At 35.4% G+C, this 17,153-nt stretch carries 19 protein-coding genes and 1 pseudogene; 5 read left to right on the top strand and 15 right to left on the bottom strand.

Features of this window, described 5'->3' with window-relative positions; translation table 11 throughout:
- Nucleotides 1–70: 70 nt before the first annotated feature.
- Entirely contained in the window at nucleotides 71–373 is a 303-nt protein-coding gene (locus tag LKACC16343_RS05100; RefSeq protein ID WP_056954642.1) for a hypothetical protein, read from the top strand.
- A gap of 56 nt (nucleotides 374–429) precedes the next feature.
- On the opposite strand, the gene ccpA is transcribed toward LKACC16343_RS05100, so the two are convergent.
- Nucleotides 430–1,431, bottom strand: coding sequence for a catabolite control protein A (gene ccpA, locus LKACC16343_RS05095; protein ID WP_056954640.1), 1,002 nt, complete (start codon nucleotides 1,429–1,431; stop codon nucleotides 430–432).
- Nucleotides 1,432–1,603: 172 nt separating this feature from the next.
- On the opposite strand from ccpA, the gene LKACC16343_RS05090 reads away from it, so the two are divergent.
- The 3 genes from LKACC16343_RS05090 to LKACC16343_RS05080 all read left to right on the top strand — a co-directional run bounded on the left by LKACC16343_RS05090 (nucleotide 1,604) and on the right by LKACC16343_RS05080 (nucleotide 3,428).
- Nucleotides 1,604–2,704 (top strand): M24 family metallopeptidase, encoded by a 1,101-nt coding sequence (locus tag LKACC16343_RS05090; protein WP_056954637.1) that lies wholly within the window; start codon nucleotides 1,604–1,606, stop codon nucleotides 2,702–2,704.
- 153 nt (nucleotides 2,705–2,857) lie between these two features.
- Complete coding sequence (locus LKACC16343_RS05085) at nucleotides 2,858–3,262, top strand: helix-turn-helix transcriptional regulator (RefSeq protein ID WP_056954632.1); 405 nt, start codon at nucleotides 2,858–2,860, stop codon at nucleotides 3,260–3,262.
- Nucleotides 3,249–3,428, top strand: a complete 180-nt coding sequence (locus LKACC16343_RS05080) for a hypothetical protein (protein WP_056954630.1) — start codon at nucleotides 3,249–3,251, stop codon at nucleotides 3,426–3,428. The genes LKACC16343_RS05085 and LKACC16343_RS05080 overlap by 14 nt, the downstream gene beginning before the upstream one ends.
- A gap of 76 nt (nucleotides 3,429–3,504) precedes the next feature.
- Here the strand turns inward: LKACC16343_RS05080 and LKACC16343_RS05075 are convergent, their stop codons facing one another.
- From LKACC16343_RS05075 to murI, 4 genes and pseudogenes are all read right to left on the bottom strand, one after another.
- Complete coding sequence (locus tag LKACC16343_RS05075) at nucleotides 3,505–3,801, bottom strand: hypothetical protein (RefSeq protein WP_056954628.1); 297 nt, start codon at nucleotides 3,799–3,801, stop codon at nucleotides 3,505–3,507.
- 2 nt (nucleotides 3,802–3,803) lie between these two features.
- Complete coding sequence (locus LKACC16343_RS05070) at nucleotides 3,804–4,214, bottom strand: DUF948 domain-containing protein (RefSeq protein ID WP_025084648.1); 411 nt, start codon at nucleotides 4,212–4,214, stop codon at nucleotides 3,804–3,806.
- Between the two features lie 66 nt (nucleotides 4,215–4,280).
- Nucleotides 4,281–4,892: pseudogene (locus LKACC16343_RS05065) on the bottom strand (XTP/dITP diphosphatase); the annotation flags it as partial.
- Nucleotides 4,855–5,682: a glutamate racemase gene (gene murI / locus LKACC16343_RS05060; protein WP_056954625.1), complete on the bottom strand. Its 828-nt coding sequence runs from the start codon at nucleotides 5,680–5,682 to the stop codon at nucleotides 4,855–4,857. The gene murI and the pseudogene LKACC16343_RS05065, both read right to left, overlap by 38 nt.
- Before the next feature lie 132 nt (nucleotides 5,683–5,814).
- Here murI and LKACC16343_RS05055 point away from each other — a divergent pair, with 132 nt between their 5' ends.
- Entirely contained in the window at nucleotides 5,815–6,282 is a 468-nt protein-coding gene (locus LKACC16343_RS05055; protein WP_054642560.1) for a DUF2507 domain-containing protein, read from the top strand.
- A 68-nt stretch (nucleotides 6,283–6,350) separates the two neighbouring features.
- On the opposite strand, the gene trxA is transcribed toward LKACC16343_RS05055, so the two are convergent.
- The 10 genes from trxA to dinB form a co-directional block, all read right to left on the bottom strand.
- Complete coding sequence (gene trxA, locus LKACC16343_RS05050; RefSeq protein WP_025084645.1) at nucleotides 6,351–6,662, bottom strand: thioredoxin; 312 nt, start codon at nucleotides 6,660–6,662, stop codon at nucleotides 6,351–6,353.
- Nucleotides 6,663–6,730: 68 nt separating this feature from the next.
- On the bottom strand, nucleotides 6,731–9,085 hold the full coding sequence (locus tag LKACC16343_RS05045) for an endonuclease MutS2 (protein ID WP_056954624.1): 2,355 nt from the start codon (nucleotides 9,083–9,085) through the stop codon (nucleotides 6,731–6,733).
- A gap of 53 nt (nucleotides 9,086–9,138) precedes the next feature.
- Nucleotides 9,139–9,681, bottom strand: coding sequence for a CvpA family protein (locus tag LKACC16343_RS05040; RefSeq protein WP_082604599.1), 543 nt, complete (start codon nucleotides 9,679–9,681; stop codon nucleotides 9,139–9,141).
- A gap of 100 nt (nucleotides 9,682–9,781) precedes the next feature.
- Nucleotides 9,782–10,078 carry a DUF1292 domain-containing protein gene (locus LKACC16343_RS05035; RefSeq protein ID WP_025084643.1) on the bottom strand — a complete coding sequence of 99 codons (297 nt, stop codon included), beginning with the start codon at nucleotides 10,076–10,078 and terminating at the stop codon, nucleotides 9,782–9,784.
- A 9-nt stretch (nucleotides 10,079–10,087) separates the two neighbouring features.
- Nucleotides 10,088–10,522: a Holliday junction resolvase RuvX gene (gene ruvX / locus LKACC16343_RS05030; protein WP_056954622.1), complete on the bottom strand. Its 435-nt coding sequence runs from the start codon at nucleotides 10,520–10,522 to the stop codon at nucleotides 10,088–10,090.
- Nucleotides 10,523–10,780: an IreB family regulatory phosphoprotein gene (locus LKACC16343_RS05025; RefSeq protein ID WP_025084641.1), complete on the bottom strand. Its 258-nt coding sequence runs from the start codon at nucleotides 10,778–10,780 to the stop codon at nucleotides 10,523–10,525.
- A 62-nt stretch (nucleotides 10,781–10,842) separates the two neighbouring features.
- Nucleotides 10,843–13,479: an alanine--tRNA ligase gene (alaS, locus tag LKACC16343_RS05020; RefSeq protein ID WP_056954620.1), complete on the bottom strand. Its 2,637-nt coding sequence runs from the start codon at nucleotides 13,477–13,479 to the stop codon at nucleotides 10,843–10,845.
- Between the two features lie 236 nt (nucleotides 13,480–13,715).
- Nucleotides 13,716–15,062, bottom strand: coding sequence for a DEAD/DEAH box helicase (locus LKACC16343_RS05015; protein ID WP_056954617.1), 1,347 nt, complete (start codon nucleotides 15,060–15,062; stop codon nucleotides 13,716–13,718).
- Complete coding sequence (locus LKACC16343_RS05010; RefSeq protein ID WP_056954615.1) at nucleotides 15,063–16,019, bottom strand: DHH family phosphoesterase; 957 nt, start codon at nucleotides 16,017–16,019, stop codon at nucleotides 15,063–15,065.
- A complete protein-coding gene (dinB, locus tag LKACC16343_RS05005) occupies nucleotides 16,012–17,145 on the bottom strand; it encodes a DNA polymerase IV (RefSeq protein WP_056954613.1) in 1,134 nt (377 codons plus the stop codon). Before dinB ends, LKACC16343_RS05010 begins: the two co-directional genes overlap by 8 nt.
- Nucleotides 17,146–17,153 lie beyond the last annotated feature (8 nt).

Here is a 17,153-nt window from a genome sequence, read left to right as displayed (position 1 = left end):
CTGCTTTTTTTATGCAATTGAAAAACTATGATAGAATAAGTTTCGTTACTTTAGATCTAAGGAGAATAGTATGTACTTTAGTCCTGAATTCTTGCAAAACACTTTATATATAGTTGCTGCCATTTTAATTTTGTTTATCCTAATCGTGATTGGTTACAAAATTAAACACAACATCAAAATATGGGATAAATCTTTTACTTTAGCATTGATCGTACTAGCTAACACCCTTTATTCCATCCTATCTGGATTCTTCGATATGCCTTACGAATTAAGTTCAATTATTACCGGTGGACTTTCATTAGTTGCTTTCGGATATATCGTTGTTATTATTTGGGAATTACATAAACAAAGAAAATCAATCAAGAGCAAGTAAAAAAGCCCTGAGAATGAAAATAACTTCACTCTCAAGGCTTTTTATTTATGATCTTACTATTTTGTTGAACCACGTTTTACAATGCTGTATGGTAATTTAACTGTGTTTTCATCAATTTGTTCTTGATTCATCATCTTAGTTAACAAACGCATAGCAACCGCACCAATATCATACAATGGTTCCTCGATAGAACTCATCTTTGGACGTGTTACTTCACAAAGCACCGTATCGTTACTTGTAACAAGTTCGAAGTCGTCTGGAACCTTAACGCCAGCCTTAACAGCTGAATTAAGAATACCAGCTGCCAACAAGTCATCTGTAACATAAGCAGCTGTAGCACCGCTACTGTGAATAGCATCCCAAATTGCTTCTCCAGCACGAACTGAATATTCAGCTTCAAATACTAAGTTAGATGAGAAGTTAAGATGTGCCTTTTTCAAAGCTTTTTTGTAACCATCTAATCTGTATTTTCCATCAATAGGATTTTCAAGGCTACCACCCACGAAGGCAACCTTCTTGTGACCATTTTGTGTTAATTGACTTACAACACTAGCAACAGCATCTGTAAAATCAATATTTACACTGGCACTTTCATTATTCTTATCAACTGAACCAGCCAAAACGATTGGTGTCTTTGAGTTTGCAAGAATACGCTTCAATTTCTTTGATAATTGCTTACCCATGTAAATAAGTCCATCAACTTGTTTAGAAAGCAAGTTATTCAAAATTTGTTCTTCATCACCAACAGATTCTTGTAAACTTGTCAAAATGATATTGTACTTGTACATTGAAGCAACATCATCAATACCTTTAGCCAATGAAGCAAAGTATAAATTAGTGATATCTGGTAAAATAACACCAATAGTTGTACTCTTCTTACTTGCCAAACCACGAGCAACCGCATTAGGACGATAGTTCAAACGATCGATTACTTCCAAAACACGTTTTCTTGTTTCTTCTTTTACATTAGCGTTCCCATTAACTACACGTGAAATTGTAGCCATTGAAACATTAGCAGCTTCAGCTACATCATAAATTGTTACTACTTTTTTGTCCATCAATATTCACTCTCTCAAACAATATTTTCATTAATTAACTTTAATTTATCAGAAATTTTCACTAATTGCAAGCGGTTTCTACATTATTGGCATATGTTTTCATATTTTTTCAAAAAGAAAATGATTTTCAGTGATATACTACTATTAAATCTGAACGTAAAGGAGTATTTTCATGAAGAAACAATTATTAGATCTACAAGAATATTTAGCACAAAACAACTTAGATATTGCTTATATCTCTAACCCTAGCGATATCAACTACTTCACTGGTTTCTACAGTGATCCTGTAGAAAGAATTCTCGCACTTTTAGTTTTCCCTGACAAGGACCCATTCCTATTTGCCCCTCAACTAGAAGTTGAAGCAGCTAAAGATGCTGGCTGGGATAAAGATGTCTTCGGTTACTTAGATCATGAGAAACCATTTGAATTAATGGCTGGTCATATCAAGGACGTGGCCGGAACTCCTGCTAAATGGGGTATTGAAAAAGATGACTTACCTGTTCAAAAACTAGAAGCCATTAAGAGTCAATTTCCTGATGCTCAATTCCCTACTAACCTTTCACGTTACATGGAAAATGCTAAATTAATCAAAACAGCCGCTGAGATCAATGAATTAAAAGCTGCTGGTGCTGAAGCTGACTATGCTTTTGAAGTTGGTTTCAATGCTATCAAAGAAGGTCGTACTGAACAAGAAGTTGTTGCTGAGATCGAATATGCAATGATGAGAAAAGGTGTCATGCATATGAGTTTTGACACTATCGTTCAAGCTGGTGCCAACGCTGCTAATCCACATGGTGGTCCTGAAAAGAATCCTATTGAAAAAGACGAACTAGTTCTCTTTGATTTAGGTACAGTTCACAACGGTTATATCAGTGATTCTTCACGTACTGTTGCCTTCGGTAAACCAGACGCTAAGTCACTTGATATCTATAAAGTTGACCTTGAAGCTCAATACGCTGCTATGGATGCTGCTAAACCTGGTATTACTGCTGCCGAACTTGATAAAGTTGCTCGTGATATCATCACTAAAGCCGGTTATGGTGAATACTTCATTCATCGTCTAGGACATGGTATGGGTACTTCAGAACATGAATTCCCATCAATCATGGAAGGCAATGACATGGTTCTAAAACCAGGCATGTGCTTCTCAATCGAACCCGGAATTTACATTCCAAATGTTGCCGGTGTTAGAATTGAAGACTGTGTTTATATTACTGAAGATGGTTGCGAACCATTCACACATACAAGTAAAGAATTGAAATATATCGACTAATATAAAGTAAAAAGGATTTGATAAAACCACTAATTGGTTTATCAAATCCTTTTTGTTTGCAATCGTTATAACGGATGTAAGGTTCAACTGTCTTTTAACATAAGTATTTTTAAATTATAATTATTTATACAAAATCATTTATAGGAGGACTTTATGAGCTTAGGTACTACCATTCATGAAAATAGAGAAAAACACCATTTGTCCCAAATTCAACTCACCAATCAACTTCACGTAAGTCGACAAGCAATTTCCAATTGGGAAACCGATCGATTCTTTCCATCCATGGACAATCTTCTTGAATTAAGTACCATATTTGATATTTCTATAGATGATTTACTAAAAGAAGACCCTACTTTAAAAAATGAGTTTGAAAAACAACAAGTGATTAAAGATGCTAACTTTTTTAAATCATTTAATAAAAAAGAAGAGATTTTGTTCTCCATAATTTTAATATTAATTGGTATTAAATTGGCCCCTCTAGGATTAGTTATCCCTATCATCCATTGGCTAGTTAGATTAAGAGCGATTAAGAGGGCAAAACAATATGAAAAAGAATAAAGATACCATATTTTATATTATTATCAGTTTAGTTCTATTAACACTCTACTATTTGATTAACAAAAACGGTCAAACTATTTATCTCTTGCTCTTCATTACCATTTGGTTAGGATTTACTATTTATGGTTTTTATATTATCATCAAAGCATTTTTGAAGAACAAATAACGATTCAAAAAGAGGACTCAAACCTAAATGGTCTGAATCCTCTTTTTTATGTTTAATTTAATTTTTAAAATATATATTAATCTTCGTCGTTAAGATCATCTTCATTAAAAACGATGTCTGATGTATCTTCATCATCTTTAATCTTATCAACAGTTGAAGCCATATGATCTTTTAAGGCATCTGTCTTATCATTGAAAGCATTAACTAAATCACTATTAGTATTTAGACCAACGCCACCGTTGTTAAAATCACCACGGATAGTTTTAATGTTTTCAATCAACTTTTGTCCTGATTCACTAGTTAAATACTTAGAAGCTAAATAGCCTGATGCGCAGCCTAAAACTAGGCCAACAATAAAATGATTATTTTTCATAACTAATTATTCTTCTTTCTTGGCCATACTTTGGTGGCTGTCTTAAGAACTGTAGCCACATTGCCTAATGTTAATAAGTTTTGAAGACTGAATCCTGAATTATGATGTTCTGAAGTTGCAGCAGCACTCTTCTTACCTAAGTTCTCCACTGTATCAAAAAGTGGATTTAACTTACTAGACTTACTGTTAACGTCATCCATCAAAGTATTTGTCTTATCGACAAGCTTTGTACTTTGATCCATGATTTCATCTGTATTCTTAGATAAAATCTCCACCATCTTAGTAGTTTCCTTCATTGTTTCTTGTAACTCTTGAAGCAATTTAGCAGTTTGTACTAGTGTTCTGGCTAAATATACAACCAACACTACAAATGCGACCGCAGCAATCAATCCTGCAATTTGTCCACCAGTCATAATATTACCCTCCTGTATTTTAATAGCACTTTCATACTAGCATTATAACAATTTTAGGGCAATTAATTACCAAATAATCCAATCTTGCCACTGTTTTTCTAACTTTTTAATAGCTTGTCCACGGTGACTGATTTGATTCTTTTCATCGACAGTAATTTGAGCCATTGTCTTACCTAATTCCGGTACATAGAACAGCGGATCATATCCAAAACCATCGTCACCTTCGGGAAAAGCTCCAATGATTCCATCGACTTTTCCTTCGACAACTAAATCTTTATCGTTCTTAGGATTAGCAAAAACTAGGGTTGAAACGAAATGAGCTGTACGTTTTTCTTTAGGGACTCCACCTAATTCACTCAACAATTTAGCATTATTAGCGGCATCATTGTGATCACCAGCATAACGAGCTGAATAGATGCCAGGACGACCATATAAAGCATCCACTTGTAAACCGGAGTCGTCAGCAATCGTAGGTAGATTGAAACGTTCCATGACGGCATGAGCTTTTAAAGTGGCATTCTCTTCAAAAGTTTTACCAGTTTCTCTAATTTCGGGAAAATCTGGAAAATCTAATAAAGTCTTGATTTCAAAATGTTCATCATCAAAAACACGTTTGAATTCACGTGCTTTACCAGGATTCTTAGTTGCTATTATTATTTCTTTCATCGTTTCCTCCGATATTTACTAAGCTGATTTCATCAATATCCGTCTTCAACCAACGTTTTGCCAATCTCGAGAATTCGTCAATATCGCTAGTTGCATGTAATTTCAATGTACGTTTCTTATCGTCAGCTAACAAATTATTTTCAGTTAGATATTTAGTTGCTACTTTAACAGTACTTACAGCTGGATCGACCAACTTAGTACCTGGCAAATAATCATTGATTTGTTTCTTTAACATTGGGAAATGAGTGCATCCCAAAATTAAAGTATCATAATCATTATCCTTAAAAGGTTTTAATGTTGTTTCAATATTATCCTTGGCCTCTTTGGTATCAGCCTGATCGTTTTCAACAAAAGAAACAAACTTTTGTGCTGCTACACCTAAAGAAGTAAGTTTAGGATCAATTTCTTGAATAGTTTTATTATAGCTCTTTGAATTAATGGTTGATTTAGTTCCAATAATTCCGATATGGTCAGTCTTAGTTACTTTAGAAGCTTCTTCAGAACCTGGCTTGATCACACCAATCATAGGAATGGTAAATTCTTGACGCAAAGTTTGCAATGCGTTGGCAGTTGCTGTGTTGCAACCGTAAATTATTAATTTTACATTTTGACTAATTAAATACTGTACCATTTCACGAGTATAGGATATGATTTGGTCATGTGTTTTTACTCCGTAAGGCATTCTGGCCTCATCGCCGATAAATACAACGTCTTCATTAGGCAATTGTCGGATGACTTCCTTCACTACTGTCAATCCACCTAATCCGGAATCTAACACTCCAATTGGTCTATTATCACTCATATGTTACCCCTGCCTTCATTTAAGCGAATTATTCGTATTTTATGAAAATAATTATGTGCTATCTTTTACATTGACTTAAAAAGCAATTATTCTAATGATATAATGAATTGTCTGAAAAAAGGAGTTAAAGCAATGGCCGCAAAATCAAATGATCTCAACAAACCAAAGTTAACAGATACCCAAGATGATAAAAGTGAAAATACGTTAACTGAAAATTACTTTGCAGTTTCGGTACTCCGTGATTTTATCCTTCCTGATCTACTCGATAAAGATACCGTCGAACTACTGTATTGGGCAGGTAAAAATCTTAGCCGTCAATTGATTCTTGACATGCAAAGCCTACCTGAACTATTTCAAAAAGCTGGCTTTGGTAAACTTGAAATTACCAAGCAAACTAAACATAGTTACATTTATACGTTAACCGGTCCCGAAGTTGTTCAACGTTTTGATACTAATAATGATGATCCAGAGTTTTCATTAGAGACTGGAATAATTGCTGAAACTGTCGAAAAAACTATTGCAGCATATTGCTTAGGCACATATACCGTCGACAGCAAAGCCAAAAGCGTTTCAATTAAAATACAAATTGATCGAAACTAAAGTATACACCAAAAACGCCCTAATTCGCAGATGAATTAGGGCATTTTTTATTTGCTATTTATTTTGGATTAATCAGAATAGCCATCAAGAATCTTAGCTAGTTGAGCCTTATTATGGAATCCAGTTATCTTATCAACTACTTCGCCATCTTTTTTGACAAGCAATGTAGGGATAGCCATAATTCCAAATGATTTAGGTGTATCTGGATTGGCATCTACATCCATCTTCAAAAACTTAACTGAATCATCTTCTTCAGACAATTGTTCGATAACTGGTGATTGCATACGACATGGACCACACCATGTTGCCCAAAAATCAACTAAGACAACGCCATCTTTTGTTTCTTCTTCAAAATCTTTGTCTGTTACTTCATCAACCATTATAATCACTCCTTAACTGGTTAAATATTATCATTAATAACCTGATTTTAAAAAACATTTTGCTTATATTACAAATCAACAATTGTTGCACCGGAACCACCAGAACTAGCTGGAGCATAGCCAAATGACTTAACTCGCGGATTGCGTTGCAAATAATTTGTAACACCTTTTCTGATAACACCAGTACCAAATCCATGCACGATTGTTACTTGATTATAACCAGCCAACAAAGCGGCATCAATATATTGATCTAGATCTGACATGGCTTCTTCATAACGTTCACCACGTAGATCTAACTTACTAGATAAGCCTGTACTTCTTGTCCTTCTGACCATAGTTGGTTTCTTCTCTGGTTCAGGTTCAGTTGATTGAACTTTTTCAAGATCTTCAGCACCAAACTTCATCTTCAAGATACCTAATTGAACTTCAAATTCGTTGTCATTATTCTTACGAACAATCGTTCCAATTTGATCATATGGCAAAGCCTTAACATCATCGCCGACCTTCAAAACTTGTTTACGTTTGTTACGACGCAATACTTTATTCTTCTTGATCGTCTCATCTTGATGCAAGTTCTTCAATCCAGTCTTAGCCGAAATAATCTGATCTTCTTTAACCATTGATCCTTTACGTTCCATTTCGTGAAGGTGATCAATAATCTTATCGGACTCTTTCTTAGCTTTAGCGACAATTTGATTAGCACGAACCTTGGCAGCTTGAATCTCAGAAGCCTTAGATTTATCTAAAGCGTCACTCTTTTGTTCATAATCCTTTTGAACATCTTTGTTCTTAGACAATTGAACTTGGAGTTGCGCATTCTTCTGTTCAAATTCTTTACGACGATTCTCCAGGTCAGCAATCATATTGTTCAAATCTTGGCTCTCACCACTCATTAGTGACTGACCACGATCAACAACACTACGATCCATACCTAGTCTAGCCGCAATGTTGAAAGCATTACTTGCTCCCGGAATACCAATTAATAACCTGTAAGTAGGTTTCAACGATTCATCGTCAAATTCCATACTGGCATTGATTGTTTCAGGAGTATTGTAAGCAAAGACTTTCAACTCTGGATAGTGAGTTGTTGCCATGATAAAGCAATGTGACTGGGCCAATTTTTCTAGGATAGCAATCGCAATCGCAGCTCCCTCTTGGGGATCAGTTCCGGCACCAAGTTCATCGATCAGAACTAAACTGTGTCCTGATACTTTATGGATGATATTAATAATATTATCCATATGAGATGAGAAAGTACTCAAATTCTGTTCAATTGATTGTTCATCACCAATATCAACAAAAACCTCATCGAAGACAGCAATTTCACTCTCTTCACGAGCTGGAATAAACAAACCGGCTTGAGCCATTAATTGAATCAGACCCAAAGTTTTCATAGTAATAGTTTTACCACCAGTATTAGGACCAGTGATAAGCATTGTTTTATATCCATCACCCATTTTAATATCATTAGCTACAACCTTATCAGGGTCGATTAGCGGGTGTTTTGCATTGTAAAGATCAACTACATGGTCTTTGGAAATTAAAGGTTCTGTCGCCTTGATTTCACGTGCATACTTAGCTTTGGCATTGATTAAATCAAATTGAGCTAGTACTTCGTTATTTTTGACAATTTCATCAATTTCCGGACGAACTAAATCTGACAAGTCATTTAAAATACGGACTTCTTCCATCTTTTCGGAAACTTGAGATTCATGTAATTGATTATTTAAACCAACAACAGCTTGAGGTTCAATATAAAGTGTTTGACCACTGGCACTTTGGTCATGGACCACTCCACCGAACTTAGCTTTATATTCCGTTTTAACTGGAATTACAAAACGATCATCACGTAATGTCACGATTGCTTCGGTTAAGTACTTAGTATTTTTACCACGAGTATATTGCTCCATTGATTGTCTGATTTGGTCATTCAAACGTGAAATACGTCCACGAATATACTTCAAATCATCAGAAGCTGTATCCAAAACTCGACCAGTATCATCTAATGAACGAGAAATTCTCTTTGTTAAACCAGGATTATCGATCAACTTATCATTCAATTCATACAATTGACGTAAATCAATTCTGTCATCCTTTAGACCTGCAAAGAACTCTTTTAATTCAGTTGTATTCTGAAGTACTTGTCCTATTTGAGCCAATTCAGTTCCATTTAAATTACCGTCTTTTTTCAAACGGTTGGCTTGATCATGCAGATCAGCCAATTTTCTAACAGGGATTTCCCCCTTAATACGAAGAATGTCAGCACCATCTTTAGTTTGATCGATCAATCTTTGAACAATTGATTCGACTGACATCGGCATTAACTTTTTTAAGAGAGTATTCCCACGCGTTGTGATTAGGTATTTGGCAATTTCAGCTTTGATTTTGTCAAATTCTAATACTTTCAAAGCCTTATTATTCATACTCTTCTCCTGTTATAAAATAAGACTGAAACAAAAGTCTCAGTCTTAAAGTTTTACATAGCTCCTATCCACAGATTACTTAGTGTTGCCGTTAATCCCGGCGTACTTTTAATCATTGTCGAAGCTACAAATGAATGTTGCAAAGCATGTTGAATTCCAGATACTGGAATCATTGCCAAGATTAGTAAGACCATGAAGATCGTTACATATGTGACAACAAAACCAATAATTCCACCACTTAATATATTGACGTCATTATACATTGGAAAATAAGTTAGACGTTTGAAGTAAAGTCCTGCAAAGCGAATAATTACCCAACCAATGAAACAAACAAATATAAAAGCAAAGGCACGGTAAAATGCATCATCTAATTTCATACCAACTTTTGTCGTGAAAAAGGCAAACTCACTGCCCAAACTAGCTGAAGGGTACGGTACGATCATTTCAAATTTAGGACCAAGGGCCTTATATGTCACCCATGCTAAACAAAAGAACAGTCCATATCCAACTGCATAAAATGCCTCCATGGCAAGACCACGGCGAGCACCAATATAAAAACCATAAATCAAAAGTAAAATAAGTAAAAGACTAAGCATTATTTCCCCTTACATCAATCATGCTAAAAAGCGAATTTGTGAATCATATTTTAAGATAAAAACATCAAACGATTGGCTCGCGCCAATCGTTATTTTTATCTTATTCTTCGTCACTTGTGAAGGTATTTAATACCTCTTGAACCATATCCCATTCTTCAGGATCTTCAATCGGATTTAACTCTCCTGCATCCACATCACCATTTTGATCTGGTGTGAAAGAGAAGGCTTGAATCTCAATTTCATCTGAATCTTCTGAAGCCTTAGGGTATAGAAAGACATATGATTTACCATAATCATCTGAATCAAAAGTAAAGAGAATCTTGTAAACTTCTTTATTACCCTGTTCATCACTTAAAATAACTTCATCTAAATCTTTTGGTGGTTGTTTTTCACTCATATTTATCACCTAATTCCGTGTTAGTTTACCTTTGGCATCAAGGTAATTTTGTAAAATCATTTCGGCAGCAATCTTATCAACTACCTTCTTACGTTTTCGACGTGAAACATTTGCTTCATCAATCAGCATTCTTTCAGCTTGCACAGTTGTCAAACGTTCATCAATAAAATCGATTGGTAAATTAAAACGTTCTTCAATCATCTTACCGTATTCACGAGATTTTTCCGCTCTGGGTCCTTCTGTATTATTCATATTCTTAGGCAAACCGAGAACAATCCCCGTAGCTTGCTTTTCTTTGATGATTTCGCCTAAACGATCTAAGCCAAAATCTTCTTTCTTTTCATTCATATGAATAGTTTCCACACCCTGTGCTGTCCAGCCTAATAAATCACTTGCCGAGACACCAACAGTTCTTGCACCAACGTCTAAACCTAATAATCGCATTTACTTACCTTGATTGAGATAACTCTTAACTAATTCTTCAATTATCTCGTCTCTTTCATGTTTCAAAATCAAATTACGGGCATCATTATGTCTTGGAATATATGCTGGATCACCAGAAAGAAGATATCCAACGATTTGATTAATTGGATTATATCCCTTTTCTTCTAGTGATTGATAAACACTTTCAAGTGTCTCTTTGACATCTTTGCCTTTGTTTTCATTAAAGTCAAAACTCATTGTTTTATCAAGTGAACTCATGGCAAACCTCCATATAACAAATATTTAAGTGACTAGAATGCTTAGTTCAATTATAGCCCACTTTAATAAGATTTAATAATATCTTTAGCTAATTGTAACGCATTTGTTAAACCAGCTGGATTTTTACCACCGGCTTGTGCCATATCTGGACGACCACCGCCGCCACCTTGAATCTCCTTAGAGATCTTCTTAATGATATCGCCAGCCTTAACGCCTTTAGCTTGAGAATCTTTATTTACGGCTACAACTAGACTAGCCTTATCGTCACCACTAGCACCTAAAACAAGGATGTCTGACTTTTCATCATTTTTCCATTTATCAGCTAGTTGTCTCAATGTAGCCATATCAGTTGGAATAATGTTAGAAATAACTTTATAACCGTTAATTTCTTCAACACTGTCAAAGACTTCAGCGGACTTTTGACTTGTTAATTGAGTCTTCAAGTTTTGATTGTCACGCTTTAACTCTTTGATTTCATCAACTAATTGACTAGCACGAGCTGGAACATCTTTTAATTGATTTACTTTCATATTCTTAGCTGTTTCTTGCAAAGCTTGCAATTGATCATTTAAGTATTCAAAAGCTTCTTCGCCAGTTACAGCTTCAATTCTTCTTGTACCTGAACCAATAGCTGATTCAGAAGTAATCTTGAAGAGACCTAGTTCTGAAGTATTACGGGCATGTGTACCACCACAGAATTCAGTTGAGTAGTCATCAATTTCAACAACACGCACAGTATCACCGTACTTTTCACTGAATAAAGCAATTGCGCCCTTCTTCTTCTTGGCTTCTTCAATAGGCAATACTTCTGTCTTAACAGGAATAGCTGCCCAGATCTTTTCGTTAACAATTTTTTCAAGTTGACTGATTTGTTCAGCTGTCAAAGCTGAGTTGCTATTGAAGTCAAAACGTAGATAATCAGGTTCAACTAAAGATCCAGCTTGGTGTGTTCTTGCACTAACAACATCACGTAAAGCTTGATCCAACAAATGAGTAGCAGTGTGATTGTGACGAACTTTTTCACGGAAGTCACCATCAATTTCCAATTTGTATTCTGTATCAGCATCAATTTCTGACATTACATTTACTAAATGAATATTTTGTCCATTTGGTGCATGTTGAACGTCAACAACTTCAGCAACTTGGTTACCCTTCAAGTCATAAATATTACCAACATCAGCAACTTGTCCACCCATTTCGGCATAGAAAGGAGTTGTGTCAAAGACCAATTGTGCTTGACCTTCTGTAACATTCTTAACTTCTTTATCATCAACAATAATGTTCTTCAAAGTACTTTGTGTTTCATTGTGATCATAACCAACGAATTCACTAGGTGTCTTGATTTCCATCAAAGTTTCATCTTGCATACCCATAGATTGTAAATTACCACGGGCATCACGGGCACGTTGTTTTTGTTCTTCCATGTTTTGCTTGAAACCATCTTCGTCAACAGTTAGTCCTTCATCACTAGCATATTCACGAGTCAATTCCATAGGAAAACCGTAAGTATCATAAAGTTTGAAAGCAGAAGCACCATCAATAACTGTTTGATTCTTCTTCTTCAAGTCAGCAATTTCACCATTCAATAGAGCTAGACCAGCATCCAAAGTTTCTGAGAAACGTTTCTCTTCTTGTTGGATAGTCTTAGCAATAAAGTCTTGTTGTTGGCTAACTTCTGGATAATAACTTTCCATGATCTTACCAACGATTGGAACCAATCTGTAAAGAAATGGTCCATTAACACCTAACTTCTTACCATTCAAAACAGCACGTCTGATAAGTCTTCTGATAACATAGCCACGACCTTCGTTTGAAGGAAGAGCACCATCACCAACAGCAAATGAAACAGTTCTAGCATGGTCAGCAATGATCTTGAATGAAATATCATCTTCATCATTTACGCCATACTTCTTGCCACTTAATTCACCAACATCTTCGATCAATGGCATGAACAAGTCTGTTTCAAAGTTAGTCTTTGTTCCTTGAATAATAGATACAAGACGTTCTAGTCCCATACCCGTATCAATATTTTTATGTGGTTGTTCTACATATTGACCATTTGGTAAATGATTCAATTCTGAGAAAACAATGTTCCATACTTCTAGGTAACGTTCGTTTTCGCCACCAGGATAGTTCTCAGGGTCATCTTCTGAAAGGTTATTGAACTCTTGACCACGGTCGTAGAAAATCTCTGAGTCAGGACCACAAGGACCTTCACCGATATCCCAGAAGTTATCTTCATTCTTAAGAATATGATCTTGAGCAACTCCTGCTTCAGCCCAAAGTTTTTGTGTTTCAGTATCCTTAGGATAAGTTGTGATATAAAGATTATCTTTATCCATACCGATCCAATCAGGACTTGTTAAAAATTCAAAGGCCCAAGGAATAACTTCTTTCTTGAAGTAATCACCAACTGAAAAGTTACCAAGCATTTCAAAGAAAGTTTGGTGACGAGCTGTACGTCCAACATTTTCAATATCATTAGTTCTGATACATTTTTGAGCATTAGTGATACGAGGATTTTGTGGGACAACAGTTCCATCAAAATACTTTTTCAAAGTAGCAACACCAGAGTTGATCCATAACAATGTTGGATCATCATGTGGAATCAATGATGCACTAGGTTCAATCATGTGACCTTTTGTTTGGAAAAAGTCTAAAAACATCTTTCTTATTTCAGCACTTGATAAGTTTTTCATTTTATCTCCCCAAAAAACGAAAAATCGTTGCAAGTCCAAGGACGCCCATGCGCGGTACCACCTTGTTTGCAACGATTTCGTTAGCCTCTCAATATTTTATATACAATTTAAATTGGCAGCATCTTTACATTGAATACTTAGGCTTTCGCACCAATCGGCCTTCTCTGAAAGTATTTAATACAAGATATATCCAAAGAAAATATTAACCACCAACTGAAAAATTGTCAATATTAAAACTAACTATTATTTTTACGTCTTACGTCTCTTTGCTTACGTCTTTCTTGTCTAATCTCAATTTTACGTTGTTGACGACGTTCATCTGAGATAGCTTGCTTGATCTTTTTCTTGTAACCTGGCTTCTTCTTAGTCTTTTGTTTCTTAACAAAACCGACTAACTTAGTATCAAGTTTTTCTTGAGTTGCTTTACGGCTTTGACGACGATCACGTTCTTTAACATCAACGATTTCGCCATTCTTAATGTCTTTAGGCTCAAATTTGATACCCATGTGCTCAATTTCATCAACTTTGTGATCTTCACCTGGTTCATACAAAGTGATAGCAGTACCAGACATTCCATTACGACCAGTTCTACCAACACGATGAATAAAGAAGTCTAGATCATCAGGAATTTCAGCATTGATAACATGAGATACACCACTAATATCAATACCACGTGCAGCCAAATCAGTAGCTACGACGAATTGATATTCCATGTTTTCAATCTGTTTCATCGTTCGCTTACGTTCTCTAGGTGTTAAACCACCATGAATACGAGCAGTCTTCAAGCCCTTATTACGTAAGTAATGATAAATTTCATCTACAGTCTTCTTAGTATTAGCGAATACCAAGACCATATACGGTTCACCGATTGTCATAAGTCGATAAATGATTTCTTTCTTATCACGACCATGAGTGAACATTAGCCAGTTATCAACGTTCTTAGGAATAATACTACTATTCTTAATTTCAACTCGCTTAGGACCATGCATGTATTTATCCAAGAATGGTTCCAATTTTTGTGGAATTGTAGCTGAGAAGACCATCATTTCACGATCTTCTGGCAATTTATTAGTAATTTGATCAACATCATTTAAGAAGCCCATATCCAAAGTCATATCGGCTTCATCGACAACGTATCTTTGAACGTTATCGACATGTAAATCGTTCTCACGAATTAAATCCCAAAGTCTTCCGGGAGTACCGATAGCAATTTGTGGTTGATGTGCTTCTAGTTTTCTCTTTTGACGATCACGGTCAGCTCCACCAACAAAGATGAAGGCATTATATTCTTCAGGATAATTCTTCAAAATATTTTGTGTATCTTCATAGATTTGATAAGCTAACTCTCTACTTGGAGTAGCAATCAACAATTGAACCTCTTGATCCTTTGTTAAAGCATTCATCGATGGCAACAAGAAAGCATGTGTTTTACCTGAACCTGTTTCAGATTGAACAATAATATCTTTTTTCTTATTGACCAATGAGATTACAGCCTCTTGAACCTTTGTTGGTTCATCGAAATGTATTTCTTTTAATGATTTATTGATAGCATCATTAAAGTTGTATTGTGAAAATTTAGTCATCTATTCACCCTTCTGATTAAAATCAGTCACTATTTTTATTAGTTCCTTAAACATTTGTTTAACTTCATCAAGATCCTTAGCTGTAGCACCACTAGCCAATGGATGTCCACCACCATCATGTCTCTTAGCTAATTTATTGATAACTGGTCCCTGAGAACGCAAATGTACTCTGAAAGTACCATCATCTTTTTGAACAGCTTCCATCCATGAACAAACTTCTTTAAGTCGACCTGGTGTAGAAACTACTGAATTAGCTTCCTCTTGATTAAGATTTAACTTCTTCATTAAATCATCATCAATAATAGCTAGAGCAGCTCCTGAATCATCAATCTGTAAGATATCATAAATGAATCCTTGCAACTTAGCCTGTTTCAAACTAACTTCATTCATCTTGTTGTTAATACCGGCAGTATCAACACCTAGTGCAATAAACTTACCAGCAACTTGCATTGTATGTTCAGTTGTTGATGGATAAAGGAATCTCCCTGTATCGCCAACGATACCAGCGTACAAATAATAAGCGACTTCCTCTGTCAATTGTAGTTCATCACTGCTATCAATCAAATCAGCTATGATTTCTGAACATGAACTAGCATCGGTATTGACGAATAATTGGTCACCATATGGTTCATCGTTGGGATGATGATCGATTTTTACTAAGAATGCTCCATCATTGTAACGTTGATCGTCAATACGAGGTTCGTTAGCAGTATCAACAGCAATTACTAAGGCACCTTGATAATCTTCATCGGATACTTCTTGAGCAGTTGATAACCACTTCAAACCTTCAGTATCATTTCCACCAATTAAAACTTTTTTGTCAGGATAAGCCTGACGAATGGCAGTTGCTAAGCCAGCTTGGGATCCCAATGCATCAGGATCTGGATTTTGATGACGTAGAATGATAATTCTATCATATTTTTTTATTGTTGCAATTATTTCAGCAAAGCTATTCATTATAATTGTCCTCCTTATAAGACAAATTCAAAGAAACTTCTTCATATGACAACGGATCTAAATTAGTGACCGTGATCCCTAATAGTCGAATCTTTTGGTCTGTTACCTTTAATTTATCATAAATATCCTTGGCAACACGATAAATTTCGGCTTTTGTTTGAACATAGTCTTGAAAACTCATCCGTTTAGTAATTGTTTCAAAGTCCGAATTACGTAATTTAAGAACGACAGTCTTACCATGTTGGCGTTGCTTTTTTAAATCCTTACTAACTAAATCAGCCACAAAATCTAATTCCTGAAGTATTTGTTCATCTGTAACTAAATTACGATTATAAGTTCTTTCACGACCAATTGATTTCCGAGTTCGATGTCCATTCACTAATGAGTCATCGATTCCGTGAACTCGTTTATATATGATATAACCCATTTTACCAAAATTCTTCAAGAAGATGTCTTGATCTAACTTTTGCAGATCTCCACCTGTATAAATATCCATCTCGTGCATCTTCTGTTGCATAGCTTTACCAATGCCGTTAAATTTTTCAATTGGAATTGGTCTCAGGAAATCTTGGGCGTATTTGCCAAGAATAATCGTTCTACCAAACGGTTTTCGATAATCTGATGCCATCTTAGCCAAAAACTTATTGTAAGAAATTCCTACTGAACAAGTCAGCCTAGTTTCTTTAACGATTCTTTGCTGAATATAATTAGCAATTTTTATTGTATTCGTCTCATGTAATTTATTATGTGTGACATCAAGATAGGCTTCATCCAAAGCTACTGTCTGATAATTATCAGTTACCTCATGAAAAATATCATGAATCTGATCTGAAACCTGACGATATAATTCAAAATGTGGTGGTGTGATAACTAACTTAGCTCGAGGAATCAAGTCAACTGCCTCTTGAGCCGGCATAGCTGAATGAGCCCCATATTTTCGGGCATTATAGTTTGCCGTAGTTACGACTCCATGATGGTTATGTTTTCGCGGATCTTGAGCCACAATCAGACATTTTTTCTTATATTCGGGATGTTCTCTTTCTTCCACAGAAGCGAAAAAAGCATCCATGTCGACATGGATGACTTTTCGATTTTCTTCAATTTTAATTGGTATTTTTAAAAAGATGGCTTAAC

It is taken from the genome of Companilactobacillus bobalius, from assembly GCF_002179915.1.
Taxonomy (GTDB): Bacteria; Bacillota; Bacilli; order Lactobacillales; family Lactobacillaceae; genus Companilactobacillus; species Companilactobacillus bobalius.
This window is presented reverse-complemented; position numbering and strand designations above follow the sequence as displayed.